At 42.0% G+C, this 15,861-nt stretch carries 13 protein-coding genes; 5 read left to right on the top strand and 8 right to left on the bottom strand.

Translation table 11 applies throughout. The annotated features are described in order from the left end of the window. Positions 1-540 precede the first annotated feature (540 nt). Genes K1X82_06520 through K1X82_06500 form a run of 5 tightly spaced genes read right to left on the bottom strand, consistent with a single transcriptional unit; the run spans position 541 to position 5,564 of the window. On the bottom strand, positions 541-966 hold the full coding sequence (locus tag K1X82_06520) for a 6-carboxytetrahydropterin synthase (GenBank protein ID MBX7181746.1): 426 nt from the start codon (positions 964-966) through the stop codon (positions 541-543). 23 nt (positions 967-989) lie between these two features. Then, complete coding sequence (locus K1X82_06515) at positions 990-2,531, bottom strand: acyl-CoA carboxylase subunit beta (protein ID MBX7181745.1); 1,542 nt, start codon at positions 2,529-2,531, stop codon at positions 990-992. A gap of 19 nt (positions 2,532-2,550) precedes the next feature. Next, positions 2,551-3,132: a tRNA-(ms[2]io[6]A)-hydroxylase gene (locus K1X82_06510; GenBank protein ID MBX7181744.1), complete on the bottom strand. Its 582-nt coding sequence runs from the start codon at positions 3,130-3,132 to the stop codon at positions 2,551-2,553. Between the two features lie 4 nt (positions 3,133-3,136). Beyond that, a complete protein-coding gene (locus tag K1X82_06505; protein MBX7181743.1) occupies positions 3,137-4,444 on the bottom strand; it encodes a UDP-glucose/GDP-mannose dehydrogenase family protein in 1,308 nt (435 codons plus the stop codon). Between the two features lie 16 nt (positions 4,445-4,460). Next, positions 4,461-5,564, bottom strand: coding sequence for a DegT/DnrJ/EryC1/StrS family aminotransferase (locus K1X82_06500; protein MBX7181742.1), 1,104 nt, complete (start codon positions 5,562-5,564; stop codon positions 4,461-4,463). A gap of 265 nt (positions 5,565-5,829) precedes the next feature. Between K1X82_06500 and fsa the strand changes: the two genes are divergently transcribed. From fsa to K1X82_06485, 3 genes are all read left to right on the top strand, one after another. Continuing rightward, positions 5,830-6,486, top strand: coding sequence for a fructose-6-phosphate aldolase (fsa, locus tag K1X82_06495; protein ID MBX7181741.1), 657 nt, complete (start codon positions 5,830-5,832; stop codon positions 6,484-6,486). An 8-nt stretch (positions 6,487-6,494) separates the two neighbouring features. Beyond that, positions 6,495-7,109 carry a threonylcarbamoyl-AMP synthase gene (locus K1X82_06490; GenBank protein ID MBX7181740.1) on the top strand — a complete coding sequence of 205 codons (615 nt, stop codon included), beginning with the start codon at positions 6,495-6,497 and terminating at the stop codon, positions 7,107-7,109. A gap of 221 nt (positions 7,110-7,330) precedes the next feature. Beyond that, the gene (locus tag K1X82_06485; GenBank protein ID MBX7181739.1) at positions 7,331-8,722 is read left to right on the top strand and encodes a T9SS type A sorting domain-containing protein; all 1,392 of its coding nucleotides are present in this window, start codon (positions 7,331-7,333) and stop codon (positions 8,720-8,722) included. A gap of 539 nt (positions 8,723-9,261) precedes the next feature. Here K1X82_06485 and K1X82_06480 read toward each other — a convergent pair. Together K1X82_06480 and K1X82_06475 are read right to left on the bottom strand one after the other, a co-directional pair. After that, the gene (locus K1X82_06480; GenBank protein ID MBX7181738.1) at positions 9,262-12,339 is read right to left on the bottom strand and encodes a PKD domain-containing protein; all 3,078 of its coding nucleotides are present in this window, start codon (positions 12,337-12,339) and stop codon (positions 9,262-9,264) included. A 110-nt stretch (positions 12,340-12,449) separates the two neighbouring features. After that, complete coding sequence (locus tag K1X82_06475; GenBank protein MBX7181737.1) at positions 12,450-13,328, bottom strand: TIGR01777 family oxidoreductase; 879 nt, start codon at positions 13,326-13,328, stop codon at positions 12,450-12,452. Positions 13,329-13,806: 478 nt separating this feature from the next. Between K1X82_06475 and K1X82_06470 the strand changes: the two genes are divergently transcribed. Next, entirely contained in the window at positions 13,807-14,391 is a 585-nt protein-coding gene (locus K1X82_06470; GenBank protein ID MBX7181736.1) for a DUF502 domain-containing protein, read from the top strand. Beyond that, the gene (locus K1X82_06465) at positions 14,391-15,164 is read left to right on the top strand and encodes a TIGR02757 family protein (GenBank protein MBX7181735.1); all 774 of its coding nucleotides are present in this window, start codon (positions 14,391-14,393) and stop codon (positions 15,162-15,164) included. The genes K1X82_06470 and K1X82_06465 overlap by 1 nt, the downstream gene beginning before the upstream one ends. Before the next feature lie 6 nt (positions 15,165-15,170). On the opposite strand, the gene K1X82_06460 is transcribed toward K1X82_06465, so the two are convergent. Next, entirely contained in the window at positions 15,171-15,824 is a 654-nt protein-coding gene (locus tag K1X82_06460; GenBank protein ID MBX7181734.1) for a protein-L-isoaspartate(D-aspartate) O-methyltransferase, read from the bottom strand. Positions 15,825-15,861: the final 37 nt, after the last annotated feature.

Genomic DNA, 15,861 nt, shown 5'->3' with positions numbered 1-15,861 from the left:
TCGTTGCCCGAGGTGCAAACCCAAAATTGCTTGCTTAACCCCAAACTGACAAGTGCGGTGGAATGTTGAAAGATTCCGGTTAACCCCGAGCTAGTGATAGTTAGTGCCGAGGTTACATTATGTTAGACCTACTTTTACCAATAAGGCTAATTCTTAAATAGGTCTTACATAATGTTCTCTCGGTAAAAATTACTTGAAAACCATCCTATCACTTGTTTCGAAACGTAGGTTAAAATTTCTAATGGCAATTTGGGGTTGAATTTCCATGAATTACTTGCAGAGTCCAACTAGATACAGTAAATAGTATGGACAAAATTAACCCGGATAGGTTGCGCGTCGGGCAACGATAGAGGCAAGTAGCTCCGGACCAACGCAGCGGTTGAGCGTAGTTGGCCCGGACTACAGCCGATAGCGTGACCCGAACGCCCGTGTATGTTAAATTGGTTTTAGCAAAAAGCTAGATGGGCGGAGGGGGCCCGCATAAAAAGTATTTAAAAATAAGGTCGTTTCCTCCTGTTTGACTTTTTCTGAATACCTTAATTACAATCCACCGTCGTATTCAACAAAATTGCGAGGAGTTTCATACAACACAACCGTTAGCTGAAGATGGGCCGGAAGATGAGGCCTAAGTAACTCAAAGCATCTTTTTGCAATGTTTTCAGCTGTTGGATTTACACCGCCTAACTCCTGGTTAAACTCCGGATGGTCCAGGTTGAGATTGGTATGGTCGTAGCGGAAGCAAATTTCTTTTTCCGCCAATTCCTTCAATTCTTTTACATCGATTACATAGCCGGTTACAGGGTCGATTGGACCTTTCACCTTCATTATTAAATCGTAATTGTGACCATGAAAACTGGGATTGTTACAAAGACCAAATACCCGGTTGTTGGTTTGGTCGTCCCACTTGGGATTATACAAGCGATGGGCACTGTTAAAGGTGACCTTTTTGGAAACGGTTGCATTCATACTCATTTCGTCTAAATCCGTTTTTATAAAGGAATATTGCCGTGTTTTTTTCTTGGCAATTTTGCTACTTTGTTTTTAAGCATTTCGAATGCTTTGATGAGCTTTTCTCTGGTCTGAGAAGGGAAAATTACTTCGTCTACATAACCCCGTTCGGCAGCAAGGTAGGGGTTAGCAAATTTTTCCAGGTATTCTTTTTCTTTTTCTGCCCATTTCTCAGCAGGGTTAGAAGCTTCGCTTATTTCTTTTCTGAAAATAATTTCAGCAGCTCCTTTAGCTCCCATTACGGCTATTTCGGCAGAAGGCCAAGCATAATTCATATCTGCGCCGATGTGTTTGGAATTCATTACATCATAAGCACCACCATAGGCTTTTCGGGTAATTACAGTGATTCGAGGAACGGTTGCTTCGCAAAATGCGTAAAGTAATTTGGCTCCGTTGGAAATAATACCATTCCATTCCTGGTCGGTACCTGGTAAGAAACCGGGAACATCTTCAAAAACCAGTAATGGAATATTGAAGCAGTCGCAGAAGCGAACAAAACGTCCGGCTTTGGCACTTGCATGAATATCCAAAACACCCGCCAAGTGAGCCGGTTGATTAGCCACAATGCCAATGGACTTACCACCGAGTCGAGCAAAACCCACAACTATATTCTCTGCGAATAGTTTATGAACTTCGTAAAAACTGTTTTCGTCCACTACTTGTTCAATAACATCTTTGATGTCGTAAGGTTGATTTGGATTTTCAGGAATTAGGGAATCGAGCGCAGGTCGGTTTTCATTTCCGGCCTGGTAGGGTAGGGAAGGAGCTTCGTCTTCGCAGTTTTGCGGGATATAGCTTAAAAGGGTTCGAATTTGTCGTAGGCAGTCAATGCCATTGGAAGCAGTGAAGTGAGTTACACCGCTTTTGGTGGCATGCGTGGAGGCTCCCCCCAATTCTTCGCTGGTTACTTCTTCGTGGGTAACGGTTTTTACCACATTGGGGCCTGTAACAAACATGTAAGAAGTATTTTCAACCATGTAAATGAAGTCGGTAAGTGCCGGACTGTACACGGCACCACCGGCGCAAGGGCCCATGATGGCTGAAATTTGCGGAATTACTCCACTGGCTAAGGTATTGCGGTAGAAAATATCGGCATAACCACCCAAGGAAACCACACCTTCCTGGATTCGAGCACCACCGCTATCGTTTAATCCAAGCAGAGGAGCACCATTTTGCATGGCTAAATCCATTATACGGCATATTTTTTGGGCATGAGCCTCTGCAAGTGATCCGCCAAAAACAGTAAAATCCTGGGCAAAAACATAAACGGTTCTGCCTTCGATTTTTCCATAACCGGTAATAACCCCATCGCCGGGATATTTTTCTTTTTCAAGTCCAAAATCGGTGCTGCGGTGGGTAACAAACATGCCAATTTCTTCAAAACTACCTTCATCCAGAAGAAAATGTATTCGTTCCCTGGCAGTTAATTTGCCTTTTTTATGCTGTGCTTCAATGCGGGACTTCCCTCCTCCTTCGAGTGCTTTTTCCCTTTTAGAATCTAATAAATCAAATTTTGCTTTCACAATGCTTTATCAAAAATGGTTATCCATGCATGGTTTCTTTCACGCCATACTTTTGAATGATTTGCCCTTCGTATTCCAGGAATTCTTCCCAACGTTTGTCAACATCAATACCCTTGGCATATTTTTTTGCTAATTTAATAAAAAGGGTATAATGTCCGGCTTCGCTTACCATTAAATCGTAATACCACTGCGACAATTCCTTGTCTTTTATTTTTTCGTGCAACAATTTAAAACGTTCGCAACTTCGGGCTTCAATCATGGCGGAAAAGAGGAGACGGTCAACCAACATAGTATCCCTTCCTTTGCCACGTTGAACAAATTGGTAGAGTTCGTTTACGTAATCGTCTTTACGTTCTTTGCCTAATACTTCTCCACGGTCGGTTATTCGTTTATGAACCTGACGAAAGTGATCCATTTCTTCCATTACCACCGAACTCAAGCTATCAACTAAGTCGCTGAGTTCCGGGAAAAGGACAATGAGCGAAATCGCGTTGGAAGCAGCTTTTTGTTCGCAGAAAGCATGGTCGGTAAGTATTTCACCGATGTTGTTTTCTGCAATTTTTGCCCACCGGGGATCGGTGGCCATTTTAAGCTTGAGCATATGATTAAGCCGATTTTCTTCCTACGCTGTAGTAACTGAACCCAAGTTCTTGCATTTGAGCTACTTCATAAAGGTTTCGGCCGTCAAAAATAACTTTATCCTTAATTTTTTCTTGAAGTTTTTCAAATTGAGGGGTTCGGAATAAAGCCCATTCGGTGGCGATAATTAAGGCATCGGCTCCTTCGATGGCCGCATACTGATCCTTTGCAAATCCAATTTTATCTCCCAATACTTTTTGGGAATTGGCCATTGCTTCAGGGTCGTACGCTACCACAGTTGCCCCTTCGCGTAAAAGGTCGTCAATCATATAAAAAGCCGGAGCTTCTCGAATATCGTCAGTGTCTGGCTTAAAGGCTAATCCCCACAGAGCGAATTTTTTGCCTTTAACCGATCCGCCATAATGGTTTAAAATTTTGGGAATCAGGCTGTGTTTTTGGGCTTCATTCACTTCGGTTACTGCATCTAATATTTTGAAGTCGTATCCTACACTGTCGGATGAGTGAATGAGGGCCATTACATCCTTAGGGAAGCAACTACCACCATAACCTATACCGGGGAAAAGGAAACGTTTCCCAATTCTCGCATCAGATCCAATTCCAATTCGAACTTTATCTACATCGGCACCCAATTTTTCGCAAAGGTTGGCGATTTCGTTCATAAAGGTGATTTTGGTTGCTAGGAATGCATTGGCAGCGTACTTGGTAAGTTCGCTGGAACGCTCGTCCATAAAATAAATTGGATTACCCTGGCGTACGAATGGTTTGTACAGTTCCTCCATGGTTTTTCTTGCTTTTTCGCTGGAAGAACCAATAACTACCCGGTCGGGTTTCATGAAATCATCCACTGCAAAACCTTCTCTTAGAAATTCCGGATTGGAAACTACATCAAATTCTTGGGTGGTGTTTTTTGAAATGGCAGCCCTTACTTTATCTGCAGTGCCTACAGGAACTGTACTTTTATTAACGATTACTTTGTAGTCCTTAATGATTTTACCAATGGAATCGGCCACAGCCAATACGTAGCTGAGGTCAGCACTTCCGTCTTCACCGGGAGGTGTTGGTAAGGCCAAAAATACCACTCTAGCAGTTTTCAGAGCTTCTTCTAAACTGGTAGTAAACCTCAATCGTCCGGCTTGGGTGTTTCTTTCGAAGAAAATATCGAGGTGAGGTTCATAAATCGGAAGTTTACCTTCGCGAAGCATTTTCACTTTTTCTTCGTTGATGTCGACACAAGTTACATTGTTACCTGTTTCAGAGAAGCATGTACCGGTTACTAAACCAACGTAACCAGTTCCGATTACTGCTATTTCCATGGGATGTTAGAGGGGGTTATTGTTTAAAGAAAGAGAGGACTGCGTTTGAAATATAGGCCAATTGCTCCTCATCCATTTCCGTGTGGATTGGAAGAGAAAATACCGAACTGCAAAGCATTTCCGTAACAGGATAGCTGCCATTTTGCAGATAAGCCTTTTGTTTGTGCAATGGAATTGGGTAGTAAACCATCATTGGAATTCCTTTTTCTGCCAGGTATTTTTTCAAATCGTCCCGATTAAAATTGGAACCCACCAAGGTGTATTGGTGAAATACATGTGTACTGTTCGGATTGCGGGCAGGTGTTTTGATGTTGGGATGGTTTTCAAAAGCTTTATCGTAAAAAGAGGCTGCACGGTTACGAGCTGCAGCATATTCATCCAAATGCCGTAATTTAATACGAAGAATGGCCGCCTGAATATTGTCTAAGCGGGAGTTTACTCCAATGGAATCGTGCACATATTGTACGCTTTGGCCATGGTTGGCAATCATTTTTAGTTTTTTGCCTAACTCATCATCATTGGTATACATGGCACCACCATCGCCATAGCAACCCAAGTTTTTAGAGGGGAAGAAGGATGTGCAACCAATGGTTCCCATGGTGCCTGCTTTTTTTACGGTTCCATCGCTAAAAGTGTAGTTGGCACCAATGGCTTGAGCTGTATCTTCAATTACAAATAGTTTATGTTTATTGGCCAACGCCAATAATGCTTCCATATTAACACACTGACCAAACAAATGCACCGGAACGATAGCTTTCGTTTTGGGGGTAATGGCAGCTTCTACTTGCTCCAGATTGATTTCAAAAGTATCAGGATGTACATCAACCAAAACAGGTGTTAAACCTAGTAAGGCTATTACTTCGGCTGTTGCCACATAGGTAAAATCGGCCGTGATAACCTCATCACCTGGCTTTAAATCCAAGGCCATCATGGCAATTTGTAAGGCATCTGTACCATTGGCACAAGGTATTACATGCTTAACGCCAAGGTATTGGGCTAATTCGTCTTTAAAGGCCTGTACTTCAGGACCATTGATGAATTGAGTGGTGCGGATTACATTTAAAACGGCTTGGTCAATCTCTTGTTGGATCTTTTCATATTGTTTTTTAAGATCCACCATTTGGATGTTAGAAGGAGTAGCTGACATATTAAAAATTTTGGCCAAAGGTAGATTTTATTGCCTTAAAATTTTACCTGATTACTTCCATTTTCTACCCAAGGTTACATAATACCCTAATTTATGTCAGGTAAAAAATGGGGAATTCGGGAAGGATGGGCTGTTTGAATAGAATCTGAACATTGGTGATTCGTTCATACTTTGTTAAATACTTTAAAAGGCCCAAGGGTGGATAAGTTCTATTTTTGCACCTCAAACAAAAAAACGGATGAAATTCTTTATCGATACGGCCAATCTGGCCCAAATCAAGGAAGCCCAGGAGTTGGGTGTTTTGGATGGGGTAACTACCAATCCTTCACTTATGGCCAAAGAAGGCATCAAAGGCCAAAATGCAATTTTAAAGCACTATGTTGACATTTGTAACATATCGGATGGTGATGTAAGTGCAGAAGTAATTTCAACCGATTATGAAGGAATTATTCGAGAAGGTGAAAATTTGGCTTCGCTACACCCCAGAATTGTAGTGAAAGTGCCTATGATTAAAGATGGTGTAAAGGCTTTACGCTATTTTTCTGAGCGCGGAATTAAAACGAATTGCACCTTGGTGTTTTCGGCCGGACAAGCTTTGTTGGCGGCTAAAGCCGGTGCAACGTATGTTTCGCCTTTTATTGGACGTTTGGATGATATTAACCAGGATGGATTGGAATTGATTTCGCAAATTCGATTGATTTACAGCAACTATGGTTACCAAACCCAAATTCTGGCAGCCAGTATCCGACACACCATTCACTTGTTAAAGTGCGCCGAAATTGGTGCAGATGTAGTCACCTGTCCTTTGTCTGTAATTACCGGTTTATTGCCACATCCATTAACCGATTCAGGTTTGGCTAAATTTTTAGCCGATCATGCTAAATCACAATCCTAATTTGCACTATGCTCCTCAAAATTTATCCCGAAAACCCAAATGAAAGGAGCATAAACCAAGTAGTAGAATGTCTTCGTAAAGGTGGGGTTATAATTTGCCCCACCGATACGGTATATGGTTTTGCTTGCGATATTTTTAATTCCAAAGCCATAGAACGTATTTGCCGGATTAAAGGCATAAATCCTAAAAAGGCTAACTTCTCGTTTATTTGTTACGACTTAAGCCATTTGGCCGACTACGCTCGGGTTGATAACCAGGTGTTTAAGCTGATGAAACGCTCCTTGCCCGGAGCCTTTACCTTTATTTTGCCGGCCAAATCCAATGTGCCGGATATCTTCCAAAGTAATAAACGAACTGTTGGTATCCGTGTTCCGGATCACTCTATACCACGGACCATTGTAAAGGTGCTCGGAAATCCAATTATGACTTCCACCGTTCATGATGATGGTGATATGGTGGAATATAGCACCGACCCCGAATTGATGTGGGAAAAATACCGCGATCAGGTGGATATGGTCATTGATGGAGGGTTTGGTGATATTGAATACTCTACTGTACTCGATTGCACCGGCCCTGAAATCGAAATCATTAGAGAAGGCAAGGGAATTATTGAAGAATATTGACGTTTTTTGTAAATTTACTTTGTTATTTGAGTTTGTCGAAGAAAATTACATTTCGTAGTTTCATTTTGCTGTTTAGTCTAAAATATTTGAACTTTTATTTTGATTGTGAGGTATAACAACCCAAAATTAACGAATATGATTTTTATCAGACGTTAATCGAAAAGTTGAACCCAACCACGAAAAATTAAATAAAAATAACCAACTTGCAGGAGGATTTAATTATGAAAAAAGTTCTATATACCTTATCATCGCTAAACTCAGGAGTCGCTGCTATATTGCTGACTTTGGGTTTGCCTCTTGCGGCTTTTTCCCAGGCCGGCTCCTACGAAAGTCACGATCATCCGAAAGAATTTTTAATTGAATCCATCGAAAATGGGGTCTCCAAATTGAAAACACCTACCGGACAAGATGTAGTTTACCGGGAATTGGTTACCCTTGGTGTGCCACAATTACTCAGTATGGGAAAAGGTTCTGCAGTTCGTGGAACCCAAAATAAATCAGCCGAATGCCCTACCTTTAATTTGATTTATAAAGATCGTTTGGTTGGAAGAGGAAAAGGTTTTGATGATCCAAGTTTCGGCGCTCAGCGTGCAGAAGTATTAGAAGCTGCCTTTGCCTATATCTCCAACATGATTCAAAACTCCGGTAGCGCCGATATTATGATTGATGTTTCCAATGGAACTATTCCTTCTAATTATACCGGACAGTTTGCCGTTTCAAAACCGGTTTATACCGTGTCGAATGGTTATAACCAAAACCATGTTATGAAACATATTCTTACCGGAACTGATCCCAATGTCTCAAATCCGGATGGAACCATCGAATTTAATTTCAACCCAAGTTTAAATTATTTTTATGAATATCCCTCCGAACCGGGCGGAAACCAATTCGACTTCTATACCATTTGCTTACATGAAATCTGCCACTTGTTAGGTTTTACCAGTAACATCGCTGCAACAGGTGTTTCAGAAGCAACTACTGCCCCGCAAATGTTCTCTTCATACGACCAGTTTCTTCGTACCCAGGATGGTAACCCACTTTTAAATGGTAGCTCCGTTAGTCCAACTTCTAACCTGATTTCTAACTCCATTACCTTTGATTTGCAAAATGGGGACTTTGCTCCGGTTTACAGTCCTTCTACTTTCTCCGGCTCCAGCCTCGATCACTTCGATAATACCCGCTCCAATGGCCAACCTTTCTTAATGAATCCGGGTCTAAGCAGGGGACAAACTGTTCATTACCTTAGCCACGAAGAAGCAATGGTTATGCAAATTCTTGGTTATACCATTGATGTAGGGGTGGCTACCTCAGTGAACGATGAATTCTCCAGCCAATATACCGATAATCCGGTGGTTGGTGAATTGTACCCTAACCCAAGTTCAAAAGACAAACCGGTGAAAATTAATATCTCTAATGTGAAAGAAAGAGATATCCTAGTGGTGGTTTATGATATACTTGGGCGTCAGACTTATTCGAAAGTAATTGTAAATGAAGGTATGGAAGGTGGAACATACACCGCTGTGGATCCATCACATAACCTGGCCGCCGGAATGTATATCGTTGTAGGTTCTACTAAAGACGAGTTGTTCAACAAAAAATTAATTATCCGATAGTTTCATCCCCGAAATATCCAATCTCCCAATCCCCAACTTCATAAGCTTGGGGATTTTTTTTTATCCCGAAATTGTCATTTGAAACGAAGTAAACAAATGACAAGTGCGGTTGGATGTGGGTAGATTAGTTAACCCCGAGCTAGTGTTAGTTAGTGCCGAGGATTCAGAATGTTAGGCCAATTTTTTTCAAATAAAATTAATACATAAAATTGGACTAAACATAATGTCCATTCGGTATAAATGCCGAGGATACAAAATGTTAGTCCGATTTTTTCAAGAAAATTTAAGCATAAAATTGGACTATACATTTTGTCCATTCGGTATTAGTTGGTTTTTGCAGCTAAAGACTGAATTAGCTGTATTTTGATGAAGAGGATAAAATGAGATGCAGATTTAAGCTAAACCCGGTAGAGCCAAATAGCTTTGCCACCCCCTTTACCAGGTTTGGAATGAAATGTTGGTTGGCAAACTATAGGCGATAACGGGGATGTCGATTTTTCGGGTCACTGAAGCTACTTTTCCAAATCTTCTTCTTGAAACTATTTTTCAACCACAAACGGCTTCTGAATACTTGCCTTTTCGTTGGAAATTTTAAGAATGTACCAGCCTTTTTCCAATGGCTTTACATCCATTTTGCACTCGGCTGCAGAAAGGTTAGTTTGGTTTAAAATACATTGTCCTAACACGTCAAAAACCTGCAAATCGTAGGTTCCAACAGGCAAATGATTCACGAAAAGCCAATCCTTGCTTGGGTTAGGGAAAAGCTGAACCTGGCTCAGTTGTGCGGCATCCGGAAGTCCGGTAATTGTTACTGTAATGCTGTTGGAAAAGGCACTGGAACAGGCCGGACCTTCGATTACGGCGATGTAATCTCCACTCACAACCGGGTCGTAAGTGGCTCCGGTTGCTCCAGGAATTGCTTGTCCATTCACATACCATTGCACATTGGTTCCGGGATTGGCTTGCAAGGTATTTCCATTTAATGTAATAGTTGGAGCATTGGGTGGAAATACCACATTTACATTGAAATTGGCAGTAGCAGTGGTGGTTCCGGAGCAGTTGGTAGGGTCAGAAACAGTGCAGGAAATTTGTCCGTTGACAGGAGCTAAAACCACCAAAGTGTTGGATGTTTCGGAGGAAGCAACTCCATTGATACTCCAGGAATAACTTGGGTTGCTGACATTGCTGGCCGCTGCTGTAAAGGTAACCGGGGCATTGGTGCAAATGGTTGAAACCGAGGGAGTCACAGCCAGTTGTGGTGGGTTGCCGGTGCCGATATAAAGTGGAATTGCAACTCGTTCGCTGTTGCAGCTTTGTTTCACCTGCCAATTGTAAAAGTAGTAGTAATAACTTGGCTGGTTGGCACTATTTCCGGTAATGGAAACAGTTGTATTATCGGTATATGGATAGGATGAGCCTGCATTGTTACGGAAAAAATTGGACCCACCGGCAGTTCCTAATTGATAACCTGTTCCGGTAGGAATGTTAAATCCTAAATTAACAGTGCTGATTCCTTGAGGCACGTTTACGGTGATGCTTTGCAAAACCACTCCGGCCGACGAACGCAAATCGATGGTTCGGTTACCGCTGCTGTTAGCGTTTATTACTACACTTTCGAGGGTAAAATCCGATAAGGCATCAAATACAAGGTAATGGTAAGTGTTTCCGGTGAAATAACCACCGTTGGCGTTGTTATTGGTGGAGCCAACCGATCCACTGTAACCTATTTCCTGATTGGCCACATAATAAACCGCATTGGAAGAAAGTATAGGAGTAGTAAAGCTGTTACCTTCTGCAATGCTGTTGAAAGCGGTTGGAGAATCATACCAAACAATGGTGCCGGTTCCGCTTGCCTGTAAGGTAAAAGATTGGGGCGAACAAGCATTGGTAACCATAGTACCTAAGGAAGGTGGCGAGGCTACCTGTATGTTGAGGTAATTGGTTTTGGTTTCTGAATCGCTTCCAACACAGTTGGTGGTAGTAAGTTGAACAGAATAGGTTCCGCTGCTGGTAAAGGAATGAGTAGGGTTTTGTTCGGTTGAAGTTTGTCCGTCACCAAAATTCCATAACCAGGAAGAGGCACTTCCGCTTAAATCGGTAAATTCAATAATGCCTCCACAGCCGGAGGTTGGGCTGGCAACGAAATCAGTTGTGGGAACAATGGGTTGAAGGGAAATATTTTGTTCTACACTTTGATTAAATCCAATGCTTAAATTGGAAATGGTTTGGCTTTGATAGCCCGGGGCAGAATAGGTAACAGAATAAGTTCCGGGGTAAATTGGACGGTAATAGTTTCCGATGGGAAGGGATGAATACACATAAGAACTGTCGGCATCGTGGTTGTTTACAAACACTTTGGCCTTAACCGGGGCACCGGTGCAAGCATCCGATACCAATCCGTAAAAGCCCTTGAAGGTGCTTTCCATGTAATACATCAATGCATTGAGGTTATAACCCCAATAGGTTTCAAATTGGTTGGCAGGAATGGTCTTTGTCGAAGACATTTCAATGGTAACCTCTCTGCAATGCCTGTAAAAATTCATATAATCCTGACGACCGCCATTGGCTTCGTACCAAGCAAATCCGTCGGTAAGTCCCGGACTATCGAAACCGGTTTGGAAGTCTATGAAGTAGTTGGTAGAATTGGCATACAGGGTGTCAACATAATTTCCGCCTACATAACTCCACCAATTTCTATCGGGATGATCTTCGGCTTTGGTGTCCCAGGGATAATTGAAAAGCTCGGCCCCACCATGAAAATTTGCCGCCATTACAAAATCCATAGTATCGGCAAAACCCATAAACGACATGGTTTCGGGCTGGTAGGCTTCTCCATCCGGATGTGCCCCATCCATAAAATCGGGATAGTTTCGGTTCAAATCCACATTGTTTGCATTAAAGCGGGTGGCACCATTAACGGTGTTGTCGCCTCCGGCATAGGTGCCATCCGGATTGGCCAAAGGGTTTATCCAAATTTCCATGCTATTAACCATATTGGTTACCCTGGGGTTGGTTCCATAGTTGGATAACAAATGATCAATGTATTTCAGCATTAAAATATAACCGGTGGTTTCGTCGCCATGCATGGTGGAGGTATACAAAAATTGGGGTTCATATTCCCTGGTTTGTACATGGTCTGATATTTTTAATACCAATAAGCTTCGTCCGTTTACGGTAGTGCCAATGGAATAAAGTTGACATAAGTCGGGATAGCTTGATGCGAAGTTTTGCATCATGCTAACGTATTGTGGATAAGTAGGATAGGCGTTTAAGGTTAGTGACTTGGCACCTCCTTGCTGTAACATTTGAATTGGCTCTAACTCCGATGGCTTGGGCAATATTTTGTACTTGTAATGGCCTGTCTCCAAAAACTTAAGAAAGCCTTTTCGGTTGGCATAAGCATAAACCGTTTTTCCCTTTAGGTTGTCGATCGAAATAAACTTGGTTAAAACGGAAAGCTCCGATTTGTCTTGAATTTTAAACTTGAAATAAACCTCGCCACGGTCTTTAAAAACTTTGTTTATCGTTTTTTGGTTCTTGGTGCTTTGAGCAAGAAGTAAAGGGGATTGAAGGCTAAACAACAAGCCTGTTAGTAAAAGTAAAAGACAATTCTTCATAACAATTCGGGGTAACAAATCTAAGCCAATAATGTTTAGGCAACTTGCTAATTTTCAACCTTGTGAATTGTTTTATTCTTTTTTTTGAGGTATATTTTTTTCTGAATTTCTTAGTTCAGTAAATCTTCCAGAGCCTCCTTCAAATGCGGAAATTTAAATTGGTATCCTGTTTGTACAGCCTTTTTGGGATAAACATACTGGCTCGAAAGTACCAAATCGGCCCGACTTCCTAGCATTACATTTAACACAAATTCCGGTGCAGGTACTACCAGTTTCGACCTGATTTTAGCGGCTGTTTCAATAAATTGTTTGTAAGAAACCGATTCCGGTGCTACTAAATTGATGGGACCTTCTACTGCCGGGTTTTCCAAGGCATGTATAATTAGGCCTACCTCATCCTGAATATGAATCCACGGAAATCCTTGGTTTCCCTTTCCAAAGTAGCCGCCAAACCCAAGTGGAAAGGTTTTTAAGGCTTCAGGCAATGCACCGGCACCCTTTTCCAACACAATTCCTGTGCGTAATATAACAGTTCGGGTATGGGAGTTAATAGCGGCTTTTTCCCATTCTACACTTAGTTCTGCCAAAAAACCCTTTCCCGAATCACTTTCTTCCGTAAGCAGTTCAAAGCTACGGTCTCCATAGTAGCCAACAGCAGAAGCATTTATAAATACCTGGGGTTTTTTTGCCATTTCTGCCATGTGGCTTACCAGGGTTTGGGTTGGATTCACTCTGCTTTCCAATAATTTTTTCTGGCGCTCGTCTGTCCACATGTCGCTGGCAATGGAGGCCCCGCATAAATTAATTATGGCATCAACGGGGGTGTGAAGGGCCGGCATAACCATTCCATCCCAATGAATATACGAAACTTTTCCAAGCACCCGGGTGCTGTCTCGTGTCAAAATAGATACCTGATAACCCTTGTCCAATAAGGCTTTTTGTAGGTTTTTGCCTATATTTCCCGATCCGCCGGCAATAAGTACATGCATGTTGTTTTTGTTGGTAGAAACAAAATTAGGTATGAAATGCCAAGTTTCAAGGTTATAAGGAAATTTAACATGGCGCTTGAGTATGATTTCGACTGTTTTTGAGATGATTTGGGGGGCTCCATTCGCCACCTTGGTTCCCAATTATTTCATCAGGGGTGCAAGGCTCATGGCCGGGCTATCGCTGTTACTCCTCGGTAATCGCCGCTAAGGCGTCGCTTACCTGTGGGGTAACTTGCTCTATCCCTGCCCCGGGCTTCGTCCAAACTACAGTACGAACTCCATCATCAGGTTTTTCAATCGAGGTTCAGCTTGTTTTGCCTTTCTCACGGGTACAAATGACTCTTGCTCCCTGATTTTATATTTGAAAGCAGATGGAGTATTTAAGCCTTATGTTTCATTGTGTTGTATTCGCAAATGTCTGCATAGATTATCATTGGTTTACAAGCTTTTCCTTACCTTTGCCCTCTTAAATAAGCCCATGAGATTCGATGAAATCGGACGTAAACTGCTAAACAACCTCTTACAAGGTGTTTTGTACGTAGCACCAATATCTGTTACAGTGTATGCGGTTTACATGGTGTTTAATTTCCTCGACCGCAGTTTCGCCTTCTTGGTGCCTAACCAACCTATTCCCGGACTCGGCATTTTGCTGGGCCTGTGTTTTTTGGTAGTTATTGGTTATTTGGGTTCACACTTCCTAAACCGCCGCTTGGTGTATGAGTTCGATAAGCTTATCGAACGGGCTCCACTAATTAAGGTTATTTACTTTTCGGTTCGCGACTTGCTTTCTACCTTCGTTGACAAAAAGAAGAGATTAGGTAAGCCGGTGGTGGTAAAACTAGGCAAGGATTCCAATTTGTACCGAGCAGGATTTATTACTCAAAAGAATTTGAGCGACTTAGGACTAGGTTCCGATTTTGTCGCCGTTTATTTTCCGCATTCCTACGCTTTCTCCGGCGAATTGTACATTACACATAAAGATAATATTACCGAAGTGCCACCCGAATCAAGTGCATCGGATGTGATGAAGTTTATTGTGAGTGGAGGGGTTACTAAGATTTAATGGCCGCGCAAGCTTGGATAAAGGACTATTTGGATCAAAAGGCCGATACCTATAACCGAAAGGCTTTTATTGAAACGGATCCAATTTCCATCCCACACCGGTATTCTCGGCTCGAGGATATTGAAATAATGGGATTTTTAATTGCAACCCTGGCCTGGGGAAATCGGAAAATTATACTTAAAAGTGGGCAAAACTTAATCGAATTGCTCGAAGACCATCCCTTTGATTTTGTCAGGAACCATACCTTGAATGACCTTAAGAAGCTAAGGCCTTTTGTACATCGGACCTTTAATTCTGAAGACTTACATTATTTTTTGCAATCGCTTCAAGGTATATACCGGAAGTATCCAAGTTTAGAAGCCGTATTTGCAAAAGATTTTCAACCAACACATACCAATTTTAAGCAAAGTATTGTTGGGTTTAGGGAGCAATTCTTTGCGAATGCCTTCCCTGCCCGAACGGCTAAACATGTTTCTAATCCTAGCCAAAATTCGGCTTGTAAGCGAATCAATATGTTTTTACGCTGGATGGTTCGAAAAGATCAACGTGGAGTAGATTTTGGGTTGTGGAATCTTCCCGCTTCCAAATTGTCTTGTCCCCTCGATGTGCACTCCGGTAAAGTGGCCAGAGAATTGGGTCTCCTGGGGCGTAAACAAAACGATTGGCAAGCAGTAGAGGAACTGGACTCCGTTTTACGAAGCATGGATTCGGAGGATCCTGTAAAATATGACTTTGCTTTGTTTGGTATTTCTGCCAACCCCGATTGGGAATAAGCCTTTTTAATGGGATCTTTCTTCAAGTAATGGAACAAACTTAAAGTCGCCATGACGGTAAGTTTCAACCTTTCCCTGAGGATCTTTAATTAAGGTGAGCATCTCTTGTTTTTCACCTTCTCCAACCGGAATAACCATAATTCCACCGGGTTTTAATTGCTCCACTAAGGCCGGAGGTATAAAGGGTGCACCGGCTGTAACAATTATTTTATCGAACGGTGCATAGGTAGGTAGCCCTAAGTAACCATCACCATAAAAAAGCTTGGCCTGAAAACCCATTGCAGGTAGCGATATTTTGGTGCGATCGTATAAGGATTTTTGCCGCTCTATTGAAAATACCTTAGCCCCCAATTCACATAATATGGCGGTTTGATAACCACTTCCTGTCCCTATTTCCAACACTTTTTCGCCTCTTTCAATCATCAAAAGCTGACTTTGAAACCCAACCGTTGATGGATGGGAAATGGTTTGTCCGGCTCCAATTTTGAAGGCCATGTCACTGTAAGCCTTGTCGTAAAAAGCCGAATCTAAAAACCAATGCCTGGGAACCTTTTCCAGTGCCTTCAAAACCCCGGAATCAACAATGCCCTTTTCTTTCAACTGTATACACAATTGTCTCCTTCTGCCCTGATCCTTTAACGTGTCCGTGTATGAATTCATCTGCTGCAAATTTACACTACAAAATTTCCAAGTGGAC

The sequence above is a fragment of the Bacteroidia bacterium genome, from assembly GCA_019695265.1.
In the GTDB taxonomy this organism is placed as follows: domain Bacteria; phylum Bacteroidota; class Bacteroidia; order JAIBAJ01; family JAIBAJ01; genus JAIBAJ01.
This window is presented reverse-complemented; position numbering and strand designations above follow the sequence as displayed.

Excerpts from the sequence above, each read along its gene's own strand:
- K1X82_06490 (MBX7181740.1), top strand. The coding sequence starts at position 6,495 with ATGCTCCTCAAAATTTATCCCGAAAACCCAAATGAAAGGAGCATAAAC.
- K1X82_06470 (MBX7181736.1), top strand. The coding sequence starts at position 13,807 with ATGAGATTCGATGAAATCGGACGTAAACTGCTAAACAACCTCTTACAA.
- K1X82_06480 (MBX7181738.1), bottom strand. The coding sequence starts at position 12,339 with ATGAAGAATTGTCTTTTACTTTTACTAACAGGCTTGTTGTTTAGCCTT.
- K1X82_06520 (MBX7181746.1), bottom strand. The coding sequence starts at position 966 with ATGAATGCAACCGTTTCCAAAAAGGTCACCTTTAACAGTGCCCATCGC.
- K1X82_06505 (MBX7181743.1), bottom strand. The coding sequence starts at position 4,444 with ATGGAAATAGCAGTAATCGGAACTGGTTACGTTGGTTTAGTAACCGGT.
- K1X82_06465 (MBX7181735.1), top strand. The coding sequence starts at position 14,391 with ATGGCCGCGCAAGCTTGGATAAAGGACTATTTGGATCAAAAGGCCGAT.
- K1X82_06510 (MBX7181744.1), bottom strand. The coding sequence starts at position 3,132 with ATGCTCAAGCTTAAAATGGCCACCGATCCCCGGTGGGCAAAAATTGCA.
- K1X82_06485 (MBX7181739.1), top strand. The coding sequence starts at position 7,331 with ATGAAAAAAGTTCTATATACCTTATCATCGCTAAACTCAGGAGTCGCT.
- K1X82_06475 (MBX7181737.1), bottom strand. The coding sequence starts at position 13,328 with ATGCATGTACTTATTGCCGGCGGATCGGGAAATATAGGCAAAAACCTA.
- fsa (MBX7181741.1), top strand. The coding sequence starts at position 5,830 with ATGAAATTCTTTATCGATACGGCCAATCTGGCCCAAATCAAGGAAGCC.
- K1X82_06460 (MBX7181734.1), bottom strand. The coding sequence starts at position 15,824 with ATGAATTCATACACGGACACGTTAAAGGATCAGGGCAGAAGGAGACAA.
- K1X82_06500 (MBX7181742.1), bottom strand. The coding sequence starts at position 5,564 with ATGGTGGATCTTAAAAAACAATATGAAAAGATCCAACAAGAGATTGAC.